The organism is Streptomyces daghestanicus (assembly GCF_020521275.1).
In the GTDB taxonomy this organism is placed as follows: Bacteria; Actinomycetota; Actinomycetes; order Streptomycetales; family Streptomycetaceae; genus Streptomyces; species Streptomyces griseoviridis.
In genome coordinates, this window is record NZ_BNDX01000008.1 from 852105 (window position 1) to 875996 (window position 23892).

Annotated in this window: 26 protein-coding genes; 6 read left to right on the forward strand and 20 right to left on the reverse strand. The window is 70.6% G+C overall.

Annotation, left to right across the window (positions count from 1 at the left end):
• Window positions 1–75: 75 nt before the first annotated feature.
• The 3 genes from Sdagh_RS13170 to Sdagh_RS13180 form a co-directional block, all read right to left on the reverse strand.
• Complete coding sequence (locus tag Sdagh_RS13170; protein ID WP_189414908.1) at window positions 76–399, reverse strand: STAS domain-containing protein; 324 nt, start codon at window positions 397–399, stop codon at window positions 76–78.
• Window positions 400–544: 145 nt separating this feature from the next.
• Window positions 545–1411 carry a 3-hydroxyacyl-CoA dehydrogenase family protein gene (locus Sdagh_RS13175; RefSeq protein ID WP_189414910.1) on the reverse strand — a complete coding sequence of 289 codons (867 nt, stop codon included), beginning with the start codon at window positions 1409–1411 and terminating at the stop codon, window positions 545–547.
• A 124-nt stretch (window positions 1412–1535) separates the two neighbouring features.
• Window positions 1536–2177 (reverse strand): TetR/AcrR family transcriptional regulator, encoded by a 642-nt coding sequence (locus Sdagh_RS13180; RefSeq protein WP_189414912.1) that lies wholly within the window; start codon window positions 2175–2177, stop codon window positions 1536–1538.
• 113 nt (window positions 2178–2290) lie between these two features.
• On the opposite strand from Sdagh_RS13180, the gene Sdagh_RS13185 reads away from it, so the two are divergent.
• The 3 genes from Sdagh_RS13185 to Sdagh_RS13195 are packed head-to-tail and all read left to right on the forward strand — an operon-like array spanning window position 2291 to window position 4417.
• Window positions 2291–3073 carry an ATP-binding cassette domain-containing protein gene (locus Sdagh_RS13185; protein ID WP_189414914.1) on the forward strand — a complete coding sequence of 261 codons (783 nt, stop codon included), beginning with the start codon at window positions 2291–2293 and terminating at the stop codon, window positions 3071–3073.
• A gap of 8 nt (window positions 3074–3081) precedes the next feature.
• Window positions 3082–3831: an ABC transporter permease gene (locus Sdagh_RS13190; protein WP_189414916.1), complete on the forward strand. Its 750-nt coding sequence runs from the start codon at window positions 3082–3084 to the stop codon at window positions 3829–3831.
• A gap of 13 nt (window positions 3832–3844) precedes the next feature.
• Complete coding sequence (locus Sdagh_RS13195) at window positions 3845–4417, forward strand: cob(I)yrinic acid a,c-diamide adenosyltransferase (protein ID WP_189414918.1); 573 nt, start codon at window positions 3845–3847, stop codon at window positions 4415–4417.
• On the opposite strand, the gene Sdagh_RS13200 is transcribed toward Sdagh_RS13195, so the two are convergent.
• Window positions 4418–4981: a hypothetical protein gene (locus tag Sdagh_RS13200; protein WP_189414920.1), complete on the reverse strand. Its 564-nt coding sequence runs from the start codon at window positions 4979–4981 to the stop codon at window positions 4418–4420.
• Between the two features lie 153 nt (window positions 4982–5134).
• Here Sdagh_RS13200 and Sdagh_RS13205 point away from each other — a divergent pair, with 153 nt between their 5' ends.
• The 3 genes from Sdagh_RS13205 (at window position 5135) to Sdagh_RS13215 (ending at window position 8944) form a co-directional block, all read left to right on the forward strand.
• Window positions 5135–6310: a sensor histidine kinase gene (locus tag Sdagh_RS13205; protein WP_190077672.1), complete on the forward strand. Its 1176-nt coding sequence runs from the start codon at window positions 5135–5137 to the stop codon at window positions 6308–6310.
• Entirely contained in the window at window positions 6307–6957 is a 651-nt protein-coding gene (locus Sdagh_RS13210) for a response regulator (protein ID WP_189414924.1), read from the forward strand. Before Sdagh_RS13205 ends, Sdagh_RS13210 begins: the two co-directional genes overlap by 4 nt.
• 160 nt (window positions 6958–7117) lie before the next feature.
• Window positions 7118–8944: a glycoside hydrolase family 18 chitinase gene (locus tag Sdagh_RS13215; RefSeq protein WP_189414926.1), complete on the forward strand. Its 1827-nt coding sequence runs from the start codon at window positions 7118–7120 to the stop codon at window positions 8942–8944.
• 83 nt (window positions 8945–9027) lie between these two features.
• Here Sdagh_RS13215 and Sdagh_RS13220 read toward each other — a convergent pair whose 3' ends face one another.
• The 16 genes from Sdagh_RS13220 to prfA all read right to left on the reverse strand — a co-directional run bounded on the left by Sdagh_RS13220 (window position 9028) and on the right by prfA (window position 23819).
• Window positions 9028–9474: a DUF2550 domain-containing protein gene (locus Sdagh_RS13220; RefSeq protein WP_189414928.1), complete on the reverse strand. Its 447-nt coding sequence runs from the start codon at window positions 9472–9474 to the stop codon at window positions 9028–9030.
• Between the two features lie 129 nt (window positions 9475–9603).
• Window positions 9604–9978, reverse strand: a complete 375-nt coding sequence (locus tag Sdagh_RS13225; protein ID WP_189414930.1) for a F0F1 ATP synthase subunit epsilon — start codon at window positions 9976–9978, stop codon at window positions 9604–9606.
• Between the two features lie 121 nt (window positions 9979–10099).
• Window positions 10100–11548, reverse strand: a complete 1449-nt coding sequence (gene atpD / locus Sdagh_RS13230) for a F0F1 ATP synthase subunit beta (protein WP_190077673.1) — start codon at window positions 11546–11548, stop codon at window positions 10100–10102.
• Entirely contained in the window at window positions 11548–12465 is a 918-nt protein-coding gene (locus Sdagh_RS13235) for a F0F1 ATP synthase subunit gamma (protein ID WP_189414934.1), read from the reverse strand. The genes atpD and Sdagh_RS13235 overlap by 1 nt, the downstream gene beginning before the upstream one ends.
• Before the next feature lie 20 nt (window positions 12466–12485).
• Window positions 12486–14078, reverse strand: a complete 1593-nt coding sequence (gene atpA / locus Sdagh_RS13240) for a F0F1 ATP synthase subunit alpha (protein ID WP_189414936.1) — start codon at window positions 14076–14078, stop codon at window positions 12486–12488.
• A gap of 146 nt (window positions 14079–14224) precedes the next feature.
• Window positions 14225–15040 carry a F0F1 ATP synthase subunit delta gene (locus Sdagh_RS13245; protein ID WP_189414938.1) on the reverse strand — a complete coding sequence of 272 codons (816 nt, stop codon included), beginning with the start codon at window positions 15038–15040 and terminating at the stop codon, window positions 14225–14227.
• Complete coding sequence (locus tag Sdagh_RS13250; RefSeq protein ID WP_189414940.1) at window positions 15037–15582, reverse strand: F0F1 ATP synthase subunit B; 546 nt, start codon at window positions 15580–15582, stop codon at window positions 15037–15039. The genes Sdagh_RS13245 and Sdagh_RS13250 overlap by 4 nt, the downstream gene beginning before the upstream one ends.
• 41 nt (window positions 15583–15623) lie before the next feature.
• A complete protein-coding gene (gene atpE, locus Sdagh_RS13255; protein ID WP_024884520.1) occupies window positions 15624–15854 on the reverse strand; it encodes an ATP synthase F0 subunit C in 231 nt (76 codons plus the stop codon).
• A 74-nt stretch (window positions 15855–15928) separates the two neighbouring features.
• Window positions 15929–16750, reverse strand: a complete 822-nt coding sequence (gene atpB / locus Sdagh_RS13260) for a F0F1 ATP synthase subunit A (RefSeq protein WP_189414942.1) — start codon at window positions 16748–16750, stop codon at window positions 15929–15931.
• Between the two features lie 225 nt (window positions 16751–16975).
• Window positions 16976–17410, reverse strand: coding sequence for a Cg1360 family ATP-synthase-associated protein (locus Sdagh_RS13265; RefSeq protein ID WP_189414944.1), 435 nt, complete (start codon window positions 17408–17410; stop codon window positions 16976–16978).
• Window positions 17411–17698: 288 nt separating this feature from the next.
• A complete protein-coding gene (locus Sdagh_RS13270) occupies window positions 17699–19009 on the reverse strand; it encodes an MraY family glycosyltransferase (RefSeq protein ID WP_189414946.1) in 1311 nt (436 codons plus the stop codon).
• Between the two features lie 132 nt (window positions 19010–19141).
• The gene (gene glyA, locus Sdagh_RS13275; protein ID WP_190008782.1) at window positions 19142–20395 is read right to left on the reverse strand and encodes a serine hydroxymethyltransferase; all 1254 of its coding nucleotides are present in this window, start codon (window positions 20393–20395) and stop codon (window positions 19142–19144) included.
• A gap of 89 nt (window positions 20396–20484) precedes the next feature.
• Window positions 20485–21156, reverse strand: a complete 672-nt coding sequence (locus tag Sdagh_RS13280; RefSeq protein ID WP_189414950.1) for an arsenate reductase/protein-tyrosine-phosphatase family protein — start codon at window positions 21154–21156, stop codon at window positions 20485–20487.
• The gene (locus Sdagh_RS13285) at window positions 21153–21800 is read right to left on the reverse strand and encodes an L-threonylcarbamoyladenylate synthase (protein WP_189414952.1); all 648 of its coding nucleotides are present in this window, start codon (window positions 21798–21800) and stop codon (window positions 21153–21155) included. The genes Sdagh_RS13280 and Sdagh_RS13285 overlap by 4 nt, the downstream gene beginning before the upstream one ends.
• A 52-nt stretch (window positions 21801–21852) precedes the next feature.
• Window positions 21853–22698: a peptide chain release factor N(5)-glutamine methyltransferase gene (gene prmC / locus Sdagh_RS13290; protein ID WP_189414954.1), complete on the reverse strand. Its 846-nt coding sequence runs from the start codon at window positions 22696–22698 to the stop codon at window positions 21853–21855.
• Window positions 22699–22742: 44 nt separating this feature from the next.
• Window positions 22743–23819 carry a peptide chain release factor 1 gene (prfA, locus tag Sdagh_RS13295; RefSeq protein ID WP_189414956.1) on the reverse strand — a complete coding sequence of 359 codons (1077 nt, stop codon included), beginning with the start codon at window positions 23817–23819 and terminating at the stop codon, window positions 22743–22745.
• Window positions 23820–23892: the final 73 nt, after the last annotated feature.

The window sequence follows — 23892 nt, forward strand, 5'->3', positions numbered from 1 at the left end:
GGATTGGGTGTGGCGCGCGGTTCGGCCGGAGCTGTCCGGGTCCCCCGCGTCCGTCTCGTCACACCCGTCCGGGGGTCACACCCGGGGCAGGGTCTCCACGCCGATGCCGCCCTCGATCGCGAGGATGCGGTGCAGCCGGGTGGCCACCAGCAGGCGCTGCATCTGCGGCGGTACGCCGCGCAGCACGAGGCGCCGGCCGCAGCGGCCGGCCCGCCGGTGGGCTCCCATGATGACGCCGAGTCCGGTGGCGTCCCAGGAGTCCAGTTCGGACAGGTCGAGCACCAGGTCGCCGGCCCCGTCGTCGACGGCCGAGTGCAGGACCGTACGGGCGTCCGCCGCGCTGCGGACGTCGAGGCGGCCCCCGACGGCCAGCTCGGCGTGATCGCCCCTGATGTGCATATGCGCTCCCCGTGCGTGCGTCTCGTGCTCCGCGGTGTGGTCTCGTACCGGTGGTCGGTGTGGCGGCAAGGTGACGAGGGTGATGCACCTTCTGACTGTGTGCAACGCCCAACGGTTGCCGCCCGTGAGCCGATCGATACCTAATTCACTCCGGCGAGTGAGCTTCGTACGTGTAGAAGCCCTGCCCGCTCTTGCGGCCGATGTCACCGGCGTCCACCATTCGGCGCATCGACTCCGGCGGGGCGAACTTCTCGTCCTGCGACTCGGTGTAGATGTTGCTCGCGGCGTGGAGCAGGATGTCCACGCCGGTGAGATCGGCGGTGGCCAGGGGGCCCATGGCGTGGCCGAAGCCCAGCTTGCAGGCGAGGTCGATGTCCTCGGCGGTGGCGACGCCCGACTCGTGGAGCTTCGCGGCCTCGACGACGAGGGCGGAGATGAGGCGGGTGGTCACGAACCCGGCGACGTCCCGGTTGACGACGATGCAGGTCTTGCCCGTCGACTCGGCGAACTCGCGGGCCCTGGCGAGGGTTTCGTCGCTCGTCTTGTACCCGCGCACCAGCTCGCACAGCGCCATCATCGGCACCGGCGAGAAGAAGTGCGTGCCGACGACCCGCTCCGGGCGGCCGGTGACGGCGGCGATCTTGGTGATCGGGATGGCGGAGGTGTTGGAGGCGAGGATCGCCTCGTCCTTCGCCAGCCTGTCGAGGGCGCGGAAGATCTCGTGCTTGACGTCGAGCTTCTCGAAGACGGCCTCGACGATCACGTCCGCGTCGGCGACCGCGTCCAGGTCGGTGGTCGGGGTGATCCGGGCGAGGGCGGCGTCGGCGTCGTGCGCCTCCAGCTTCCCCTTGGCGACGAACTTGTCGTACGACGCCTTGATGGAGTCGGTGCCGCGCCGCAGCGCCTCGTCGGTCACGTCGCGCAGGACGACGTCCCAGCCCGCCTGGGCGGAGACCTGGGCGATTCCGGACCCCATGAGGCCGGCTCCGATGACGGCGAGCTTCCGTGCCACTGTACGACTCCCCTGGATACGGGTCTTTGTGTGTCTCCGGCGGACATTAGCGGGCGCGAGGGGCCCTGTGACCGGTAAGTAACGCGCGTCACGTCTCACATGACGGACATCACACCGTGGGGGGTCATCCGGCGCCTCGTACGGCGTAGTTGAGGACCCGGTCGCTCAACAGGTCCTCCATCTCGTCCAGGACGAGCAGCATCTCGCGGGAGACCTCGGCGGGGGTGCCGCCCGCCAGCATGCGCCGGCCGATGCCGGCCATGACCGTCCCGTGCGCCCAGCTGAGCTGACCGGCGATCAGGTCGGGCAGGGGGTCGTCGGGGCCGGCGCCGGTCTCCTCGCGCAGGGTCCGTTCGAGGTCGACGACGACCTCCTGGCCGATGGCCCACATGCGGGAGCGCAGGGCGGGCGAGTCGTGGATGACCCGCATGAAGGCGGCGTAGCCGTCCATCAGGCCGATCCGTGGGGACACCGACTCGACCTCCTCGCGCAGTTCGCGCAGGACCGCCGCGGCGGCCGACTCGCCGTCCCGCCGGCCGCGCACCCAGCGCGAGAGCCGGTCGACGACGCCCTTGGAGCGGTCGAGGAAGAGGTCCTCCTTGGCCGGGAAGTAGTTGTACACGGTGTTCACCGAGACGTCCGCCGCCTCGGCCACCTCCGCGACGGTCACGGCATCGAAGCCGCGCTCGATGAACAGACCCGTGGCGACATCGGAGATGTACTGCCTGGTCTGCCGCTTCTTCCGTTCCCTGAGTCCCTCGGCCACACCGCCATCCTAGCTTCGCTGGGGCCGATGAAAACTTGGAGGCGAAGCAAAAGTTGGCATCCTGAAAAGTTGGGGTCATTGCAAAATTGGTGAGGCTCTGTTTTTCTGGGGCCATGGCACTCATCAGTACGGCCGGACTGGCCCGTACCTTCCGCACCAAGCACGGCCCGGTGGAGGCCGTGCGCGGCATCGACCTGACCGTCCGGGAGGGCGAGATCCTCGGCTTCCTCGGGCCGAACGGCGCCGGGAAGACCACCACCCTGCGGATGCTGACCACGCTGCTGGCGCCGACCGGCGGCACGGCCACGGTGGCCGGGTGCGACCTGGCCGGCGACCCGGCGGGGGTCCGCGCGGCCTGCGGGTACGTGGCGCAGTCCGGCGGCGTCGACCCGCAGATCACCGTGCGGGAGGAGCTGGTCACCCAGGGCCGGTTCTACCGCCTGGGCAAGGCGCGGGCGGCCGAGCGCGCCCGGGAACTCGCCCGCGACCTGGACCTGACCGACCTGCTCGACCGCAGGTGCGGGGCGCTCTCCGGCGGCCAGCGCAGACGGCTGGACATCGCGATGGCGCTCACCCACCGCCCCCGGGTGCTGTTCCTCGACGAGCCGACCACCGGCCTGGACCCCGGCAGCCGCGCCGGTCTGTGGGAGCTGGTGCGCCGGCTGCGCGACGAGCACGGCACGACGGTCTTCCTGACCACCCACTATCTGGACGAGGCGGACGCGCTCGCGGACCGCCTGGTGATCGTCGACCGGGGCGTGGTGGCCGCCGAGGGCACCCCGGGCGCGCTGAAGCTGGCGCACTGCGGCTCGATCGACGCCAGCCTCCAGGACACGTTCCTCGCCATCACCGGCCGCGGCCCCTCCCCGGCCGAGTCCGCCCCCGTCGCCGTATAGGACCCCGCATGCTGCTGCACGACACCGCTCTCGTCTACGGACGCTATCTGCGCCAGTCGCTGCGCTCGCGTTTCGCGCTGCTCTTCGGCGTGCTGATGCCGCTGCTGTACCTCCTCTTCTTCGGGCCGCTGCTCACCGGCCTGCCACTGGGCGGGCGGGGCGACTCCTGGCAGGTACTGGTGCCAGGACTGCTGCTCCAACTCGGCCTGTTCGGGGCCTCGTTCGCCGGATTCATGATCATCCTGGAGAAGGGGCAGGGGGTGGTCGAGCGGATGCGGGTCACGCCGGTGAGCCGGCTGGCGCTGCTGCTGGGCCGGGTGCTGCGGGAGGCGACGGTCTTCGTCTTCCAGGCGGTGCTGCTGGTGCTGGCCGCCGTGGCGATGGGGCTGCGGGCCCCGCTGCCGGGCGTGCTGATCGGCTTCGGGTTCGTCGCCCTGCTCACCGTCTCCCTGGCCGCCCTGTCGTACGCGCTGGCGATGAAGGTCGCCACCCCGCAGGGGTTCGGGCCGGTGGTCAACGCGCTGACCATGCCCGCGATGCTGCTGAGCGGCCTGATGCTGCCGATGACCCTGGGCCCTCGCTGGCTGGACGTCCTCTCCCACTTCATGCCGTTCCGCTACCTGGTGGACGCCCTGCGGGACGCCTACGTCGGGCAGTACGCCACCGCGCACATGCTGTACGGCGTCCTGGTCGCCGTCGGCCTGGCCGTGCTGTCGGTGGCGGTCGGCACACGCGTCTTCCGCACCGCCGGGGCGTAACTACGCTGGACCCATGGTCAACCTCACGCGCATCTACACCAGGACCGGCGACCGGGGCACGACGGCCCTCGGGGACATGAGCCGCGTACCCAAGACCGACCTCAGGATCGCCGCGTACGCCGACGCCAACGAGGCCAACGCGGTGCTCGGCACGGCGATCGCGCTCGGCGCGCTGGAGGAGGAGGTCGTCAAGGTCCTGGTCCGGGTGCAGAACGACCTGTTCGACGTGGGCGCCGACCTGTCGACGCCGGTGGTGGCGGAGCCCGAGTTCCCGCCGCTGCGGGTCGAGCAGTTCTACGTCGACCGGCTGGAGGCCGACTGCGACCGGTTCCTCGCCGAGCTGGAGAAGCTGCGCTCGTTCATCCTGCCCGGCGGCACCCCCGGCGCCGCCCTGCTGCACCAGGCCTGCACGGTGGTCCGCCGGGCCGAGCGCTCGACCTGGGCGGCACTGGAGGCGCACGGCGACACGATGAACCCGCTCACCGCCACCTACCTCAACCGCCTCTCCGACCTCCTGTTCATCCTGGCGCGGTACGCCAACAAGGAGGTCGGGGACGTGCTGTGGGTGCCGGGCGGGGAGCGGTAGTCACCGGGGGGTCTTCTCCAGGCCGGCCCGCTCGGCCGGTGCCTTCTTCGGCCAGATCGCGTACGTGAGCGCGATCAGCCCGTGGATGCCGGCCACCCGCCAGGCCGTGTGCGTCCAGTTCTCCAGCGGGCCGGTGCGGGCCGGGTCGCCGACGTACCACATGGCGAGGGCGAGCAGCCCCGTCGCGACCGCGGCGGCGACGACCGTGCCGAGCCACACCTTGCCCTCGTGCGCGGCGCGGGCCATGCCGTAGCGCGGCGCCACGGGCAGCGGGCGGCCGTCGAGGCGGTGGGCGGCGTGGCCGTCGAGCCACTTCACCGTGCGGTGGCCGTGGCCGACGGTGTAGCCGATGTACAGCGCGGCCAGGCCGTGCGTCCAGTCCGGGTCGGCGCCGTTCTTCAGGTCGAGGGCGGTGACGACCAGCAGGACGGCCTCCAGCAGCGGCTCGCACAGCAGCAGCGCCAGGCCGGTGCGCGGCATCCGCAGCAGATAGCGGGCGCCCAGCCCGGCCGCCAGCAGCACCCAGAAGCCGATCTCGCAGACGATGATCAGGGTGACGATCATGGTGGGTTCCTCTCGTTCACCCTTCCAGGCTTCCGCGTGCGGCGCCGCGGGGCGTCGTCGGCCATGACGAATCCGCGGTACATCGAAGGATGCAGTCCGGGACCCTCCGCCGGCACCAGGCGAAGGCGCCGCCCGCCGTGTTGGATGGGAGCCATGGCCGTACGACTCCCCCGCCCGCACCGCTTCGACGGGTACGTCGCGGCCGGCGGGCTGCTCGGCGGGGTGCTGCTGTGGGGCGTCGGGCTGGGCGTCCGGCCGGCCGACGACCCGATCGTGCTGTTCGGCGGGGGCTGGCCGCTGCTGGTCCCGCTGGCGGTGACGTCCGGCTGCGAGCTGCTGCGCCGGGCCGCCCCGCGCACCGCCGTCCTGACCGGCACTGCCGCGCTGGTCCTGGACACGATGACCCAGGGCAGCCTGGTCACGCTGGTGATGTACACCGACCTGATGTACGCCGCCGTCCTGTACGGCACCCCGGGCACCGCCCGCCGCATCCCGTGGATCACGGGGCTGCTGACGGTGGCGGCCACCGTCGTGCCGTTCGCCGTGTGGCGGGTGCCCGAGGCGCTGCTGATCGGGGTGGCGGTCGGGATCGTGTCGTTCGGGCCCGCCTCCACCGGCCTGATCGTGCGCAGTCACCGGGAGGCCGCCGACTCCGCCCGGCTGCGCGCCGAGCAGACCGCGCTCCTCGCCGAGCAGGACCGCGTCCAGGCGGTCATGGCGGAACGGGCGCGGATGGCCCGCGAGTTGCACGACCTGGTCGCCAACCACCTCTCCGCCATCGCCATCCACTCCACCGCCGCGCTCTCCCTCGACGACCCGGCCACCACCCGGCAGGCGCTCGGCGTGATCCGGGAGAACAGCGTCGAGGGGCTCGCGGAGATGCGCCGGCTGATCGGCATCCTGCGGGACACCGGCGCCGGTGCCGAACCGTCCGCAGCCCCCACCCTGGACGGTCTCGGCGCCCTGGTGGACACCGCCCGCGCGGGCGGTCTCGACGTCAGCCTGGACGCGGCGCACGGCACCGGCCTGCCCACGCCGGTCGAGCTGGCCGCGTACCGGATCGTGCAGGAGTCGCTCACCAACGCGCTGAAGCACGCGGCCCCCGGCCCGGTCCGGGTGACGCTCGCCCGGGGCGACGGCCTCCTGCGGGTCAGGGTGACCAGCCCCTACGCCGGCTCCGGCACCCCCCGTGTCCCCGGCTCCGGCGCCGGCCTGGTCGGCATGCGGGAGCGGGCGGCGCTGCTCGGCGGCACATTCGACGCCGGCCCCGACGGCGCGCTGTGGACCGTACGCGCCGTCCTCCCCCTGACCGAAGGAGACCGCGCGTGATCCGTCCCGTCCGGGTGCTGGTCGCCGAGGACCAGTCCGCCGTCCGCGCCGGGCTGGTGCTCATCCTGGGCAGCGCCCCCGACATCGAGGTGGTGGGCGAGGCGGCGGACGGTGAGCGGGCGGTGGCCCTCGCCCGCGAACTCCGCCCCGACCTGGTGCTGATGGACGTACAGATGCCGCGCCTGGACGGGGTGGCGGCGACCCGGCAGGTGGTGGCGGAGGGGCTGGCGGACGTCCTGGTGCTGACCACCTTCGACCTCGACGAGTACGTCTTCGGGGCGCTGCGCGCCGGGGCCGCCGGGTTCCTGCTGAAGAACACCGAGGCGCGGGACCTGCTCGACGCCGTGCGCACGGTCGCCCGCGGCGAGGGCATCGTCGCGCCGGCCGTCACCCGGCGGCTGATCGCGGAGTTCGCCGCCCGCCCCGTCCGCGAGCCGGGCACCGACCCGGCGGTGCTGGACGCCCTGACCCGGCGGGAGCGCGAGGTGCTGTCCTGCCTCGGCGCGGGGCTGTCCAACGCGGCGATCGCGGAGCGCCTGGACATGGCCGAGGCGACGGTGAAGACGCACGTCAGCCGGTTGCTGGGGAAGCTGGGCCTGCGCAGCCGGGTGCAAGCGGCCGTGCTGGCGCAGGAGTTGGGAGTGTGAAGGACGGGGTATCACAGACCCCGAGGAGTGGTCCAGACCTATTGACCTATGGTCCAGACCTTTCTATTCTCGCGGCACCGTGAGCGTGTGGGCTCAGTCACGCTCACGCGACCATCCCCCGTTGCGCCCTCGCGGCGCGATCACCTTGAGGAGGCGCACCGTGCGCTTCAGACACAGAGCCGCGGCACTGCTCGCGACCCTCGCACTCCCCCTCACCGGACTCGTCGCCCTCGCCTCCCCCGCCCAGGCGGCGACCGCGGCGACCGCCACCTACAGCAAGACCCAGGACTGGGGCAGCGGCTTCGAGGGCAAGTGGACGGTGAAGAACACCGGCACCACGTCCCTCAGCTCCTGGACCGTCGAGTGGGACTTCCCCTCCGGCACCAAGGTCACCTCCGCCTGGGACGCCACCGTCACCAACTCCGGCAACCACTGGACCGCCAAGAACCTCGGCTGGAACGGAACGCTCGCCCCCGGCGCCTCCGTCTCCTTCGGTTTCAACGGCTCCGGCACCGGCTCCCCCGCCGGCTGCAAGCTCAACGGCGGCTCCTGCGACGGCACTGCCGTCCCCGGCGACGCGGCCCCCTCCGCCCCCGGCACCCCCACCGCCTCGGGCGTCACCGACACCTCGGTGAAGCTGAGCTGGTCGGCGGCGACCGACGACAAGGGCGTCAAGAACTACGACGTCCTGCGGGACGGCAGCAAGATCGCCACGGTGACCGGCACCACGTACACCGACACCGGCCTCACCAAGGGCACCGCCTACTCCTACGCCGTCCAGGCCCGCGACACCGCCGACCAGACCGGCCCGGCCAGCGGCTCGGTCAAGGTCACCACCACCGGCGGCGGCTCCACCGACCCGGGCACCCCGGCCGGCAAGGTCAACCTCGGCTACTTCACCGAGTGGGGCGTCTACGGCCGCAATTACCACGTCAAGAACCTGGTGACCTCGGGCTCCGCCTCGAAGATCACCCACATCAACTACGCCTTCGGCAACGTCAAGAACGGCCAGTGCACGGTCGACGACACCTTCGCCGCGTACGAGAAGGCGTACACCGCCGACCAGTCCGTCAGCGGCACCGCCGACACCTGGGACCAGCCGCTGCGCGGCAACTTCAACCAGCTCCGCCAGCTCAAGGCGAAGTACCCGAACATCAAGATCCTGTACTCCTTCGGCGGCTGGACCTATTCCGGCGGCTTCGGGCAGGCCGCGCAGAACGCCGCCGCGTTCGCCAAGTCCTGCAAGGCCGTCGTGGAGGACCCCCGCTGGGCCGACGTCTTCGACGGCATCGACATCGACTGGGAGTACCCGAACGCCTGCGGCCTGACCTGCGACACCTCCGGCGCCGCGGCCTTCAAGAACCTCAGCCAGGCACTGCGCGCCGAGTTCGGCCCGGACTACCTCATCACCGCCGCCATCACCGGTGACGGCTCCTCCGGCGGCAAGATCGACGCGGCCGACTACGGCGGCGCCGCGCAGTACCTCGACTGGTACAACGTGATGACGTACGACTACTTCGGCGCCTGGGCGACCACCGGGCCGACCGCCCCGCACTCCCCGCTGACCTCGTACTCGGGCATCCCGACCGCCGGCTTCACCAGCGCGGACGCGATCGCCAAGCTCAAGGCCAAGGGCGTCCCGTCCGCGAAGCTCCTGCTCGGCATCGGCTTCTACGGCCGCGGCTGGACCGGCGTCACCCAGTCCGCGCCCGGCGGCACCGCGACCGGCGCGGCCCCCGGCACCTACGAGGCCGGCATCGAGGACTACAAGGTCCTCAAGAACAGCTGTCCGGTCACCGGCACCGTCGCCGGCACGGCCTACGCCCACTGCGGCACCCAGTGGTGGTCCTACGACACCCCGTCGACCATCGCCGGCAAGATGACCTGGGCCAAGAACCAGGGCCTGGGCGGCGCGTTCTTCTGGGAGTTCAGCGGCGACACCAGCAACGGCGAGCTGGTGAGCGCGATCAGCAGCGGGCTGCAGTAGGGCTGCTGAAGGAACCGGCCAGGCGACGTCGACGCTCCCCCCGGATTTCGTCCGGGGGGAGCCCATGCAGCGAGTGAATGTGGCTACGCCACATTCACTCGCTGACCGGGCGGGGCCGCCTCGAGCCACGCGAGGAATCCGGTCAGCGCGTCTTCGCTCATCGCCAGTTCGAGCCGGGTCCCGCGGTGCAGACACGCGAGGACCACCGCGTCGGAGAGCAGCGCCAGCTCCTCCTCGCCGTCCGGGAGCCGGCGGCCGGCCACCTCGATCGAGCCGCGCTCCAGCACCCGGCGCGGCCGGGGCGAGTACGAGAAGACCCGGTACCACTCGACGCGATCGCCGTTGTACCGGGCCACTCCGTACGCCCACCCCTTGCCGTCGCCGTCCCCCTCTTCGGGGGCGTCCCAGCGCAGCGAGCAGTCGAAGGTGCCGCCCGAGCGCTGGATCAGCCGGCGGCGCAGGCCGAAGACGAAGAGTCCCACCACCAGGACGGCGATGACGATTCCGCACACAGTCAGAGCGAGGACCACCGGCACCGACCTCCTCGTCTCCTAGGTAACGGAACGTAAAAAACATCCACATCTGCCTCAGCCGCGGCCGGGTCCGGATCGCTCCGGTCCCAGCCGCGGCTGAGTCACGTCATAGCACGGGCGCCGGGGTCAGCGCGCCGACGCCGCCCGCAGTCGGACGTCCGCGCGGCGCTCGGCGGAGGCGTCGCCCTCCGCCTTGGCCCGCTCCAGCTCCCGCTCCGCGCGCTGGACGTCGATCTCGTCCGACAGCTCGGCGATCTCGGCCAGCAGCGACAGCTTGTCGTCCGCGAACGAGATGAAACCGCCGTGCACCGCGGCGACGACCGTCCCGCCGTCACTCGTACGGATGGTCACCGGGCCCGACTCCAGCACACCGAGCAGCGGCTGGTGACCGGGCATGACGCCGATGTCGCCGGACGTGGTGCGCGCGACGACCAGGGTGGCCTCGCCGGACCAGACCTCTCGGTCGGCCGCGACCAGCGCGACGTGCAGCTCAGCAGCCAAGGTGGCTCCTCGGGTCACCACCCGGCGGGTCTGCCGGGTGTTGGTTACAAGTCTAAGGGGCGTGCGTGAGGGGGCGGGACGCGCCCGCCCCCTCACTCAGTCACTCACGGAAGGACCGGGGTCAGGAGACGCCCAGCTCCTTCGCGTTCTTCTTCAGGTCCTCGATGCCACCGCACATGAAGAACGCCTGCTCGGGGAAGTGGTCGTACTCACCGTCACAGATCGCGTTGAACGCGGCGATCGACTCGTCCAGCGGCACGTCCGAGCCGTCCACGCCGGTGAACTGCTTGGCGACGTGGGTGTTCTGGGACAGGAAGCGCTCCACGCGGCGGGCACGCTGGACGACCAGCTTGTCCTCCTCGCCGAGCTCGTCGATACCGAGGATCGCGATGATGTCCTGGAGGTCCTTGTACTTCTGCAGGATCCCCTTGACGCGCATGGCGCACTGGTAGTGGTCCTGCGCGATGTAGCGCGGGTCCAGGATGCGGGACGTGGAGTCCAGCGGGTCCACCGCGGGGTAGATGCCCTTCTCCGAGATCGGACGGGAGAGCACCGTCGTCGCGTCGAGGTGGGCGAAGGTGGTGGCCGGGGCCGGGTCGGTCAGGTCGTCCGCGGGGACGTAGATCGCCTGCATCGAGGTGATCGAGTGACCGCGGGTCGAGGTGATGCGCTCCTGGAGGAGACCCATCTCGTCGGCCAGGTTCGGCTGGTAGCCCACCGCGGAGGGCATGCGGCCGAGCAGGGTCGAGACCTCGGAACCGGCCTGCGTGAAGCGGAAGATGTTGTCGATGAAGAACAGCACGTCCTGCTTCTGGACGTCACGGAAGTACTCGGCCATGGTCAGGCCGGCCAGCGCGACGCGCAGACGGGTGCCCGGCGGCTCGTCCATCTGACCGAAGACCAGCGCGGTCTTGTCGATGACGCCGGACTCGCTCATCTCGTCGATGAGGTCGTTGCCCTCACGGGTGCGCTCGCCGACACCGGCGAACACCGACACACCGTCGTGGTTGTTGGCGACGCGGTAGATCATCTCCTGGATGAGCACCGTCTTGCCGACGCCGGCGCCGCCGAACAGACCGATCTTGCCGCCCTTGACGTACGGGGTCAGCAGGTCGATGACCTTGACGCCGGTCTCGAACATCTCGGTCTTCGACTCGAGCTCGTCGAAGTTGGGGGCCTTGCGGTGGATGGACCAGCGCTCACCCGTGTACTGCTCGTCGCTGTTCAGCACCTCACCGAGGGTGTTGAACACCTTGCCCTTGGTGAAGTCGCCGACCGGGACGCTGATGCCCGTGCCCGTGTCGGTGACCGGGGCCTGGCGGACCAGGCCGTCGGTGGGCTGCATGGAGATGGTGCGGACCAGGCCGTCACCCAGGTGCTGGGCGACCTCCAGGGTCAGCGTCTTCTTCTCGCCGGCGTTCGCCGGGTCGGCGATCTCGACGTGGAGGGCGTTGTAGATCTCCGGCATCGCGTCGACGGGGAACTCCACGTCGACGACCGGGCCGATGACCCGCGCGACGCGGCCCGTGGCCACGCCCGCCGCAGCGGTCGGCTCAACAGTGGTGGTCATTACTTGTCACTCCCCGCGGTCGCGTCGGCCAGGGCGCTGGCGCCACCGACGATCTCGCTGATTTCCTGGGTGATTTCGGCCTGGCGGGCCGCGTTGGCAAGACGGGAGAGCGTGTTGATCAGCTCGCCCGCGTTGTCGGTGGCCGACTTCATCGCACGCCGCGTGGCGGCGTGCTTGGAGGCGGCCGACTGGAGCAGCGCGTTGTAGATCCGGCTCTCGACGTACCGCGGCAGCAGCGCGTCGAGGACGTCCTCGGCGGACGGCTCGAAGTCGTACAGCGGAAGGATCTCGTCCTTCGCCGTCGTCTTGTCGGCCACCTCGTCGAGGCGCAGCGGCAGCAGCTGGGCGCCGACCGCCGTCTGCGTCATCATCGAGACGAACTCGGTGTAGACGATGTGGAGTTCGTCCACGCCGCCGTCCGCCGTCTCCGTCTCGATGGCCTCGATCAGCGGCGCCGCGACCTTCTTGGCGTCCGCGTACGACGGCTCGTCGGTGAAGCCGCTCCACGACTCCGCGATCGTGCGCTCACGGAAGTTGTAGTGGGCGACACCGCGACGGCCGACGATGTAGACGACGACCTCCTTGCCCTCGCGCTCCAGCCGCTCGGTGAGCTGCTCCGCCTGCTTGATGGCGTTGGAGTTGAAGGCACCGGCCAGCCCGCGGTCGCTCGTCAGCAGCAGTACCGCTGAGCGGGTGACCGTGTCGGCCTGGGTGGTCAGCGGGTGCTTGGTGTTCGAACCCGTACCGACCGCCGTGACCGCCCGGGTGAGCTCGGTCGCGTACGGCGTGGAGGCCGCCACCTTGCGCTGCGCCTTGACGACGCGCGAGGCGGCGATCATCTCCATCGCCTTCGTGATCTTCTTGGTCGCGGTGACGGATCGGATGCGACGCTTGTAGACCCGGAGCTGGGCTCCCATGAGTCAGGTCCTTCCTTACGTCACTTGGCGGCGGCGGCCGGAGCGTCCTCGCCGAGCAGCTTCCCGTCCGAGGTCTCGAACTGCTTCTTGAACGCCGCGACGGCGTCGCCGACGGCCTGGAGGGTGTCGTCCGACATCTTGCCGCCCTCCCGGATGGAGGTCATGAGGCCCTGCTCCTTGCGGTGCAGGTACTCCAGGAGCTCCTTCTCGAAGCGGCGGATGTCGGCGACGGGGACGTCGTCCATGCGGCCGGTGGTGCCGGCCCAGACGGAGACGACCTGGTCCTCGGTGGACATCGGCTCGTACTGGTTCTGCTTCAGCAGCTCGACCATGCGCTGGCCGCGCTCCAGCTGCGCCTTGGACGCGGCGTCCAGGTCGGAACCGAAGGCGGCGAACGCCTCCAGCTCACGGAACTGGGCGAGGTCCACGCGCAGTCGGCCGGAGACCTGCTTCATCGCCTTGTGCTGCGCGGAACCACCGACTCGGGAGACGGAGATACCGACGTTCAGCGCGGGGCGCTGACCGGCGTTGAAGAGGTCCGACTCCAGGAAGCACTGGCCGTCGGTGATGGAGATGACGTTGGTCGGGATGAACGCCGAGACGTCGTTGGCCTTGGTCTCGACGATCGGCAGACCGGTCATCGAGCCGGCTCCCAGGTCGTCGGAGAGCTTGGCGCAGCGCTCCAGCAGGCGGGAGTGCAGGTAGAAGACGTCACCCGGGTAGGCCTCGCGGCCCGGCGGGCGGCGCAGCAGCAGCGACACGGCGCGGTAGGCGTCGGCCTGCTTCGACAGGTCGTCGAAGATGATCAGGACGTGCTTGCCCTCGTACATCCACTGCTGGCCGATGGCCGAGCCGGTGTACGGCGCGAGGTACTTGAAGCCGGCCGGGTCGGAGGCCGGGGCGGCGACGATGGTCGTGTACTCCAGCGCGCCGTTCTCCTCCAGCGCGCGGCGGACCGACGCGATGGTGGAGCCCTTCTGGCCGATGGCGACGTAGATGCAGCGGACCTGCTTCTTCGGGTCGCCCGTGCGCCAGTTGTCGCGCTGGTTGATGATCGTGTCGACGGCCAGGGCGGTCTTGCCGGTCTGGCGGTCGCCGATGATCAGCTGGCGCTGGCCGCGGCCGACCGGGGTCATGGCGTCGACGGCCTTGTAGCCGGTCTCCATCGGCTCGTGCACCGACTTGCGCTGCATGACCGTGGGGGCCTGCAGTTCGAGGGCGCGGCGACCGGAGGTCTCGATCTCGCCGAGGCCGTCGATCGGGTTGCCGAGGGGGTCGACGACGCGGCCGAGGTAGCCCTCGCCGACCGCGACGGAGAGGACCTCACCGGTGCGGGTGACCGGCTGGCCCTCCTCGATGCCGCTGAACTCACCGAGGACGATGGCACCGATCTCGCGCTCTTCGAGGTTGAGCGCGAGGCCGAGGGTGCCGTCCTCGAACTTCAGCAGTTCGTTGGCCATGGCCGAGGGAAGACCCTCGACCCTCGCGATGCCGTCGCCGGCAAGGGTGACCGTACCGACCTCCTCGCGCGAGGCCGCGTCCGGCTTGTACGACTGGACGAAGGTCTCCAGTGCGTCCCGGATCTCCTCCGGCCGGATCGTGAGCTCCGCCATCTGGGTTCCCTGCTCTCCTTGTTGGGCCCGAAGTTTCACTTTGGGGGGATGCCTGAAAAATCCCGGACTCCCCCCTGAACGAGGTGAATCCTCTGCACGGCCCAACCGGGCCGTAGGTACACGTACGTACTGCTATGAAGGTGTCGTCAGCCCGCCAGGCGGCGGCCGGCGTTCTCGAGGCGGTCGGCGATGGAGCCGTTGATGACCTCGTCACCGACCCGCACCTGGATTCCGCCGAGGACCGCGGGGTCCACGTCGAGGTTGAGGTGCATCGGGCGGCCGTAGAGCTTCGCGAGGGCGGCGCCGAGGCGCTGCTTCTGCGGGTCGCTCAGCGGGACCGCCGAGGTGACGACGGCGACCATCCGGTTGCGCCGCTCGGCCGCCAGCTTGGACAGGGACTCCAGTCCCGTCTCCAGGCTACGTCCTCGGGCGGCGGTCACCAGGCGCGTCACCAGCCGCTCGGTGACCGGCTGGGCCCGGCCGCCGAGCAGGCTGCGCAGCAGCGCGCCCTTGGCGGCGACGGTGGCCTTGCGGTCGGTGAGCGCGGCGCGCAGCTCCGTGCTGGAGGAGACGATCCGGCCGAACCGGAACAGCTCGTCCTCCACGTCGTCCAGCGTGCCGTTCTTCTCCGCGGCGGTGAGGTCGGCCGTGTCGGCCAGTTCCTCCAGGGCGTCCACCAGGTCGCGCGACTGCGACCAGCGGGAGCGCACCAGGCCGGACACCAGGTCGGCGGTGGTACCGCTGACCTGGGTGCCGAGGAGGCGCTGGACCAGCTGGGCCTTGGCCTCGCCGCTCTGCGCCGGGTCGGTGAGGACCCGGCGCAGGCCCACCTCGCGGTGGAGCAGCGCGGTGACGGAGGCCAGCTCGTCGGCGAGCGAGCCGGCGTCCACGGACGTGGAGTCCGTCAGCGCGTCGAGACGCTCGCGTGCGGCGGCCAGGGCCTCGCGGCTCGCTCCGTTCATCGCGACGCCTCGGCCTTCTCCTCGAGGTCATCGAGGAACCGGTCGATGACGCGGCTCTGGCGGGCGTGGTCCTCCAGGGACTCGCCGACCAGCTTGCCGGCCAGCTCGGTGGCGAGCTTGCCGACGTCCTGCCGCAGCGAGGACGCGGCGGCCTTGCGGTCGGCCTCGATCTGCGCGTGACCGGCGGCGATGATCTCCTCGCGCTGCCGCTGGCCTTCCGCGCGCATCTCGGCGATGAGCGTGGCGCCCTGCTCCTGCGCCTCCTGGCGCAGGCGCGCGGCCTCGTGCCGGGCCTCGGCGAGCTGGGCCTTGTACTGCTCAAGGACGCTCTGGGCCTCGGTCTGCGCGGCCTCGGCCTTCTCGATACCGCCCTCGATGGCCTCGCGGCGCTCGTCCAGAACCTTGTTGATGTTCGGGAGGAGCTTCCAGGCGAGGAAGCCGAAGACGATGACGAAGGCGATGAGGCCGATGACGAGCTCGGGGATCGGCGGGACGAGGGGATTCTCCATCTCCTCGGCCGCTACCGTGAGCAGCTGGCTCATGTGGATGCCTTTCGTCTAGTCGGCTGGAAGTGGTTCCGGAATCACTTGCCGTAGACGAACGGCATGACCAGACCGATCAGGGCGAGCGCCTCACAGAAGGCGAAGCCCAGGATCTGGTTGGCGCGGATCAGGCCGGCCGCCTCGGGCTGACGGGCCAGGGCCTGGGTGCCGTTACCGAAGATGATGCCGACGCCGACGCCGGGGCCGATGGCAGCGAGGCCGTAACCGATGGAGCCGAGCGAGCCGGAAACAGCGGCAAGGGTCTGGGACATGCCAGTTCTTCCTTTTCTTTACGGACCGGTGGGGGTTGGCCACCGGACGATCAGGGGGTGAGGGTACGGGGTGCTCAGTGGTGCTCGGCGAGCGCGCCCTGGATGTACGTGCACGTGAGGAGCACGAAGACGTACGCCTGAAGTGCCTGGATGAAAAGTTCGAAGGCCGTCATGACGAGCGTCATGATGAAGCTGACGCCCGCGTAGGCGATGCCGACGCCGTTCAGCAGGTACCAGCTGGCGATCGTGAAGAGCAGCAGCAGGGTGTGGCCCGCGAACATGTTCGCGAAGAGACGCACGGCGTGCGTGAAGGGCCGCACCAGCAGGTTCGAGAAGAACTCGATCAGCATGGCCAGCGGCAGCACCGGGCCCAGCGACTTGTCGTAGCCCGTCACGTTCTTGAAGAAGCCGACGAAGCCGTGCCGCTTGAAGGTCAGCGAGACCCAGAGGACGTACACGATGAGTGCGAGGACCGCCGGGTAGGCGATGATCGAGGTCACCGGGAACTGCGCGATCGGGACGATCGACCAGAGGTTCATCATCCAGATGAAGAAGAAGAGGGAGACGACCAGCGGGACGTACTTCTCTCCTTCCTTCTTGCCGATGGTCTCGTAGACGACACCGCGCCGGATGAAGTCGTAGCCGGTCTCGGCGACCATCTGGAGCTTGCCGGGGACGACCTTCGGCTTGCGGAAGGCGGCCCAGAAGAACCCGACGATGATGACCGAGCCGAGCAGCGCCAGCAGCATCGGCTTGTTGAAGTACAAGTTGCTGTCGTGGTCGCCCCACAGGGGCTCGAACAGGAACGAGTGCAGGCCGGGAGCCGGGAAGCCACAGCCGTCGAAGATGTGGCAGTCGGTCTCGAAGGCGAGCACCTGCGTCGGGTCAGCACTCACCGCGGGCTCCTTCAGCGTGGCGCATAGGTACGGCAACCTCGTTGTGTCGGCGCGGCGCGGAGCCGCGGTTCGGCACGGGACTGGTGTTACGGATGTGGGGGCGGCTGTGGGGCATCTCGCCTCGCGAATGAGCAGGCGTCAGCTGGGATGCCCGCGCCCGCGATGCCGCAGTTGGCACCGGACGATAGCAGGAGTTCACATGCCTCTTTATCCCGGCCCTACCCCTCACGACGGGCGGCCCGTCTTCTCGGGCTTCCCGGCCGTCGAGTCGGGCTCGACGTAGAGGATTTTGGCCTTCATGTGGGCGCGGGTCTGGGCCGCGATCCACACGAGGGTGGCGACGAGCAGGGTGACCGCGAACGCCCGCGCGTTGAACAGGGTGGTGTTCTTGAACGCGGCGAGGAAGATGAACAGCAGCAGGATCTGGGCCCCGTAGAGCATCAGACCCATCGCCTGGAACAGGTGCGGAAGTGATTTCGCAGTGCGTTGCAGGACGAACAGCCCGAGCCCCATGAAGAGCATCACCAGCACGGTCGCGACGACGGCGCCGATCGCCCCCTTGCCGCCGGCCACCACGGCGCTGACGACGGTGGCTACAGCACCGACGGCAGCCGTGGGCACGGCGGCTTGAAGGAGGATCCGGGCGTCATTGGACGGCATGGCGGCAACTCCGCTTTTCACAGGGGGGCAGGGTGTCGTCATGGACGAGCGTAGCCCCGGGCCGAGTGGGCTCCTCACGCCAACGAAGCGGCGCTGTGCGGCCCTTCGGCTCTATCCGGGGGGTTCTCGTGAACCGTATCACAAACTATTTGATGAGGTCTTTACCTGAGCGTGTGCTTGCCGTCACACATGAGAGTGACAGTGCGCGTTTGAGTAAATACAGCGCCCTTTTGTCTGGTAATGCGGCGCTTTACTCTCCCACGGTTTGGCAATGCTCTAGTCAGATTCTTACCTTGGCAGCCGCGAACGGGGCCCGACCGCTGTTGCGCCATTGACACCGGAGACTCCCGAGACACCCGCCGGCACCCGGTCGTCGTGTTCTTCCGCCGCGGCCGGCGCCTCCTGCTCGGGCTCGGCCGGGGCGCCCACCGCGCGACGCCGGTAGCGCGGCGGCACGATCCGCTGCGCCCACATCGGGGCCCGCGGCGTGAACCGCGGCAGCAGGAGCAGCCCCAGGCCGATCGCGCTGAGGGCGACCACGCCCAGCACGATCCACATCGACGCGGAGTTGACCGAGTAGGCGAGGGCGCCGAAGGCGATCAGCGCGGACCAGAAGTACATGATGAGGACGGCCCGGCTGTGGCTGTGCCCGACCTCCAGGAGCCGGTGGTGCAGGTGCCCCCGGTCCGCGGCGAACGGCGACTGGCCCCGCCAGGTGCGCCGCACGATCGCGAGGATCAGGTCGGCGGCCGGGATGGCGATGATGGTCAGCGGCATCAGCAGCGGGATGTACACCGGCACCATCTGGTGCACCGCGTTGCGCTCGGACCCGGAGAAGAGCTGCATCGCGTCGGGGTCGACCTGCCCGGTCACCGAGATCGCGCCGGCCGCCAGCACCAGGCCGATCAGCATCGACCCGGAGTCGCCCATGAAGATCCGCGCCGGGTGCATGTTGTGCGGCAGGAAGCCCACGCACATGCCCATCAGGATCGCCGCGAACAGCGAGGCGGGGGCGGCGGCCTCGATGCCGTACGAGTACCAGATCCGGTAGGCGTACATGAAGAACGCCGCCGAGGCGATGCACACCATGCCGGCCGCGAGCCCGTCGAGGCCGTCCACGAAGTTGACCGCGTTGATGGTGATGACCACCAGGGCCACGGTCAGCAGGGTGCCCTGCCACTGGGTCAGCGCCACGTTGCCGACGCCCGGGATGGGCAGCCACAGGATCGTCAGACCCTGCACCACCATCACACCGGCCGCGATCATCTGGGCGCCCAGCTTGATCAGGGCGTCGATCTCGAACTTGTCGTCCAGGACACCGATCAGCCAGATCAGGGCCGCGCCGGAGAGCAGCGCACGGGGCTCGTTGGAGGTCTCGAAGACCTCGTTGAGGTTGGTCAGGTGGTCGGCGACCAGCATGCCCGCGCACAGCCCGAAGAACATGGCGATACCGCCGAGCCGCGGAGTGGGTTCCCGGTGCACGTCCCGGGCCCGGATCTCCGGCATCGCCCCCGCCACGATCGCGAACTTCCGCACCGGCCCGGTCAGCAGATACGTCACCGCGGCCGTGACGCAGAGCGTCAGCAGGTATTCACGCACGGGCTTCCCCACAGGTCTCGCTGGCCATTCCAGGCCCACACCCTAGCGAGACGCGCATACGGGTGAGGACTTCCGGGTAGCGACGATGGTTGCACGTGCCGCCGCGCACCTGGGAGCGCCTCCTCCGCTTTGTTACGGATACGGCGCAAACGCGCGGGCCAGTTCCTCCGCCTCGGCACGCGCCCGTGCCACCGGCGTCTCCCCCCTGAGCACCCGGCCCAGCAGCTCCGCGACCGTCCGCATCTCCGCCTCGCCCATCCCCTGGGTGGTGAGCGCGGCCGTGCCCAGGCGCAGGCCCCGGGCGCCGCCGTGCGGGAGGGCGCAGCAGTCCAGGACCGTCCCGGCCGCCGCGAGCCGGCCCCGGGCCTCGCGCCCGTCGACGCCGAGCGGCGCGGGGTCCGCGGTGATCAGGTGGGTGTCCGTACCGCCCGTGGTGACGGCGAGGCCCTCGGCGGCCAGCGCGCCGGCCAGCACCCGGGCGTTGGCGACGACCTGACGGGCGTACGCGGCGAAGGCGGGGGCCGCCGCCTCGTGGAAGGCGACCGCCTTGGCGGCGACGGCGTTCATCTGGGCGCCGGCCTGGCTGAACGGGAAGACGGCCCGGTCCACCCGCTCGGCCAGACCGGCGCCGCACAGGATCATGCCGCCGCGCGGCCCGCGCAGCACCTTGTGGGTGGTGGCACAGACGATGTCGGCGTACGGCACGGGGCTGGGCGCCGCTCCCCCGGCGACCAGTCCGACGGTGTGCGCGGCGTCCGCGATGAGGTAGGCGCCCACCTCGTCGGCGACCTCGCGGAAGAAGGCGTGGTCGAGGTGGCGGGGGTAGGCGATCGAGCCGCACACGATGGCCTTGGGCCGGTGCGAGCGGGCCAGGGCGCGCACCTGGTCGTGGTCGACGAGCCCGGTCTCCGCGTCGACGCCGTAACCGACGAAGTCGAACCAGCGGCCGGAGAAGTTGGCGGGCGAACCGTGGGTGAGGTGGCCGCCGTGCGGCAGGCCGAGGGCGAGGACGGTGTCGCCGGGGCGCAGCAGCGCCGCGTAGGCGGCCAGCACCGCCGAGGAGCCGGAGTGCGGCTGCACATTGGCGTGCTCGGCGCCGAACAGGGCCTTCGCCCGGTCCACGGCGAGCCGCTCGGCGGCGTCGGCGTAGGCGCAGCCGCCGTGGTGGCGGGCGCCCGGGTAGCCCTCGGCGTACTTGTTGGCGAGCGGGGAGGCGAGGGCGGCCAGCACGGCCGGGGAGGCGAAGTTCTCGGCGGCGCAGAGCTGGAGCGTGGTGGCCTGCCGGTGCCGCTCGGCGAGCAGGATCTCGGCCAGCTCGGGGTCCTGCCGGCCGAGGGCGTCGGCACGCTCGCGCACATCGCTGCCGAGGGGGTGGGTGACCGACATGGCGTGCTCCGGGCGTCGCTCGCGGCGAAGTGTCTGGCTCAGTCCAATGTAGGCCCGGCGGGTCCGGCGCGCCCGGTGGGTCCCCGCGCTCAGGTCCGGGCGGGCACGCCGGTGAGGGCGGTGACCACCGGGTCCAGCGCCTGGTGTATCTCGTCCCCGATGGACCGGAAGAACGGCAGGGGCGCCCCGTACGGGTCGTACACCTCGTCCGCCTCGGCGGTCGGGGCCAGCAGCCAGCCGCGCAGCGCCGCCGCGGCGCGCACCAGGGCGCGGGCGCGGGTGACGAGGCCCTCCTCCAGGGAGGGCAGGGTGGCCGGGTCGATGGCGTTCACCAGGCGGGTGAACTCCTTCAGCGTGAAGGTGCGCAGGCCCGCGGAGTGGCCCATGGAGATGACCTGGGCGCGGTGGTCGCGGGTGGCGGTGAGCACCAGGTCGGCGCGGATGACGTGCTCGTCGAGCAGCTCCCGCCCGGTGAAGCCGGAGGCGTCCGCGCCGAACTCGGCGAGCACGGTCTCCGCGTTGGCCTCCATGGGGGCGCCCTCGTGGCCCCAGGTGCCGGCGCTCTCCACGATGAGCCCGCCGCCCAGGATGCCCAGCCGTTCCGTCACGAAGTGCCGGGTCAGCCGCTCGGTGATGGGCGAGCGGCACACGTTTCCGGTGCTGACGTGGAGGATGCGGAAGCTGTCGCGGGGAAGGCCGACGAACGTGGTCGTCACCTCCCCGAGACCGCCTATGCCACGCCCCGCCTCAGGGGCCGTCAATTCGCCACCTCGAGGTCGGGTACGACCTTCCTCAGTTCCTCCGCCGACAGCGCGCCCGCGCGCAGCAGCACCGGGACCTCGCGCGTGACGTCGACGATGGACGACGGGACGTTGCCGGGGGTGGGCCCGCCGTCGAGGTAGACGGAGACGGAGTCGCCGAGCATCGCCTGGGCGGCGTCGCAGTCCTCCGGCGCGGGGTGCCCGGTGAGGTTGGCGGAGGAGACGGCCATCGGGCCGAACTCGGTGAGCAGCTCGATGGCGACCGGGTGCAGCGGCATGCGCACGGCGACGGTGCCCCGGGTCTCGCCGAGGTCCCACTGGAGGGACGGCTGGTGCTTGGCGACGAGGGTGAGGGCGCCCGGCCAGAAGGCGTCGACCAGCTCCCAGGCCAGCTCGGAGAAGTCGGTGACCAGGCCGTGCAGGGTGTTCGGGGAGCCGATCAGGACGGGGCTCGGCATGTTGCGGCCGCGGCCCTTGGCCTCCAGCAGGTCGCCGACGGCCTCCGCGGAGAAGGCGTCGGCGCCGATGCCGTACACCGTGTCCGTCGGCAGCACCACCAGCTCGCCACGGCGGACCGCGGAAGCGGCCTCACGCAGACCCGTCACGCGGTCGGTCGCGTCGTTGGTGTCGTATCGCCGTGCCATGTCTAGCGGGCCTCCTCGTACACGTACTGCGGGGTCGAGATCTCGAAGGGGGTCACGGCAGCGCCTTGCGGGCGGTCGCGAACCGGGGGCGGTTGTTGAGGTCGGGGTGGTCGGCCGCGTCGGCCCAGCCCCGCTCCTCGGTGAAGATCCAGGGCACCTGGCCGCCCTGGGTGTCGGCGTGCTCCACGACGACCACGCCGCCGGGGCGCAGCAGCCGGTGCGCGGTGCGCTCCAGGCCGCGGATCAGGTCGAGGCCGTCCTCGCCGGAGAACAGCGCCATCTGCGGGTCGTGGTCGCGGGCCTCGGGCGCGACGTACTCCCACTCGGTGAGCGGGATGTACGGCGGGTTGGAGACGACCAGGTCGACCTGGCCGTCGAGGTCCGGGAAGGCGGTCAGGGCGTCGCCCTGGCGCAGGTCGACCCGGGATCCCTCCATGTTCCTGCGGGTCCACACCAGGGCCTCCTCGCTCAGCTCCACGGCGTGCACGCGCGAGCGCGGCACCTCCTGGGCGAGGGCGAGCGCGATGGCGCCGGAGCCGGTGCACAGGTCGACGATGCAGGGCTCGACGACGTCCATGGCGCGGACGGCGTCTATGGCCCAGCCGACGACGGACTCGGTCTCCGGACGCGGTACGAACACCCCGGGGCCGACCTGGAGCTCCAGGTAGCGGAAGTAGGCGCGGCCGGTGATGTGCTGGAGCGGCTCGCGGGCCTCGCGCCGGGCGATGACCTCCCAGTACCGGGCGTCGAAGTCCGCGTCCTTCACGGTGTGCAGCTCGCTCCGCTTGACGCCGTGCAGATACGCGGCGAGCTCCTCCGCGTCGGTGCGCGGCGAGGGCACGCCGGCGTCGGCCAGCCGCTGGGTGGCCTGGGCCACCTCCGCGAGCAGCAGGTTCACGCTGGTCCTCCGGGCTGTGTACGAGGGGTGCGCGGGTGCGCGGGTCAGGCCGCCGCGAGCTTGGCGGCCGAGTCCGCGTCGACGCAGGCCTGGATGACCGCGTCGAGGTCGCCGTCCAGGACCTGGTCCAGGTTGTAGGCCTTGAAGCCGACGCGGTGGTCCGAGATGCGGTTCTCCGGGTAGTTGTACGTGCGGATCTTCTCGGAGCGGTCGACGGTGCGGACCTGGCTGCGGCGGGCGTCGGCGGCTTCCTTCTCCGCCTCCTCCTGGGCCGCGGCGAGCAGCCTGGAACGCAGGATACGCATCGCCTGCTCCTTGTTCTGGAGCTGGCTCTTCTCGTTCTGGCAGGAGGCGACGACTCCGGTGGGCAGGTGCGTGATGCGCACCGCGGAGTCGGTGGTGTTGACGGACTGGCCGCCGGGGCCGGAGGACCGGTAGACGTCGATGCGCAGGTCGTTGGGGTTGATCTCGACGTCGATCTCCTCGGCCTCGGGCGTCACGAGGACACCGGCCGCGGAGGTGTGGATGCGCCCCTGGGACTCGGTGGCCGGCACACGCTGCACGCGGTGCACGCCGCCCTCGTACTTCAGCCGCGCCCAGACGCCCTGGCCGGGCTCGGTGGCGCCCTGGCCGCCCTTGGTCTTCACGGCGACCTGGACGTCCTTGTAGCCGCCCAGCTCGGACTCGGTGGAGTCGATGATCTCGGTCTTCCAGCCGACCCGCTCGGCGTACCGCAGGTACATGCGCAGCAGGTCGCCGGCGAACAGGGCCGACTCGTCGCCGCCCGCGCCCGCCTTGATCTCCAGGATCACGTCCTTGTCGTCGCTGGGGTCGCGCGGGACGAGCAGCAGCCGCAGCTTCTCGGTCAGCTCCTCGCGGCTCTTCTCCAGCTCCTTGACCTCGGCGATGAAGTCGGGGTCGTCGGCGGCGAACTCGCGCGCGGTCCCGATGTCGTCGCCGGTCTGCTTCCAGGAGCGGTACGTGGCGACGATCGGGGTCAGCTCGGCGTACCGCTTGTTCAGCTTGCGGGCGTTGGCCTGGTCGGAGTGGACCGACGGGTCGGCGAGCTTCTTCTCCAGGTCGGCGTGCTCGGCGACGAGTTCCTCGACGGCCTCGAACATCTTGGGCTCCTGCTACTGCGACGGCGCTTGCGGAAAGGGGCGAAGGCGGGCGACCAAAAACGCCGGTCCCGGC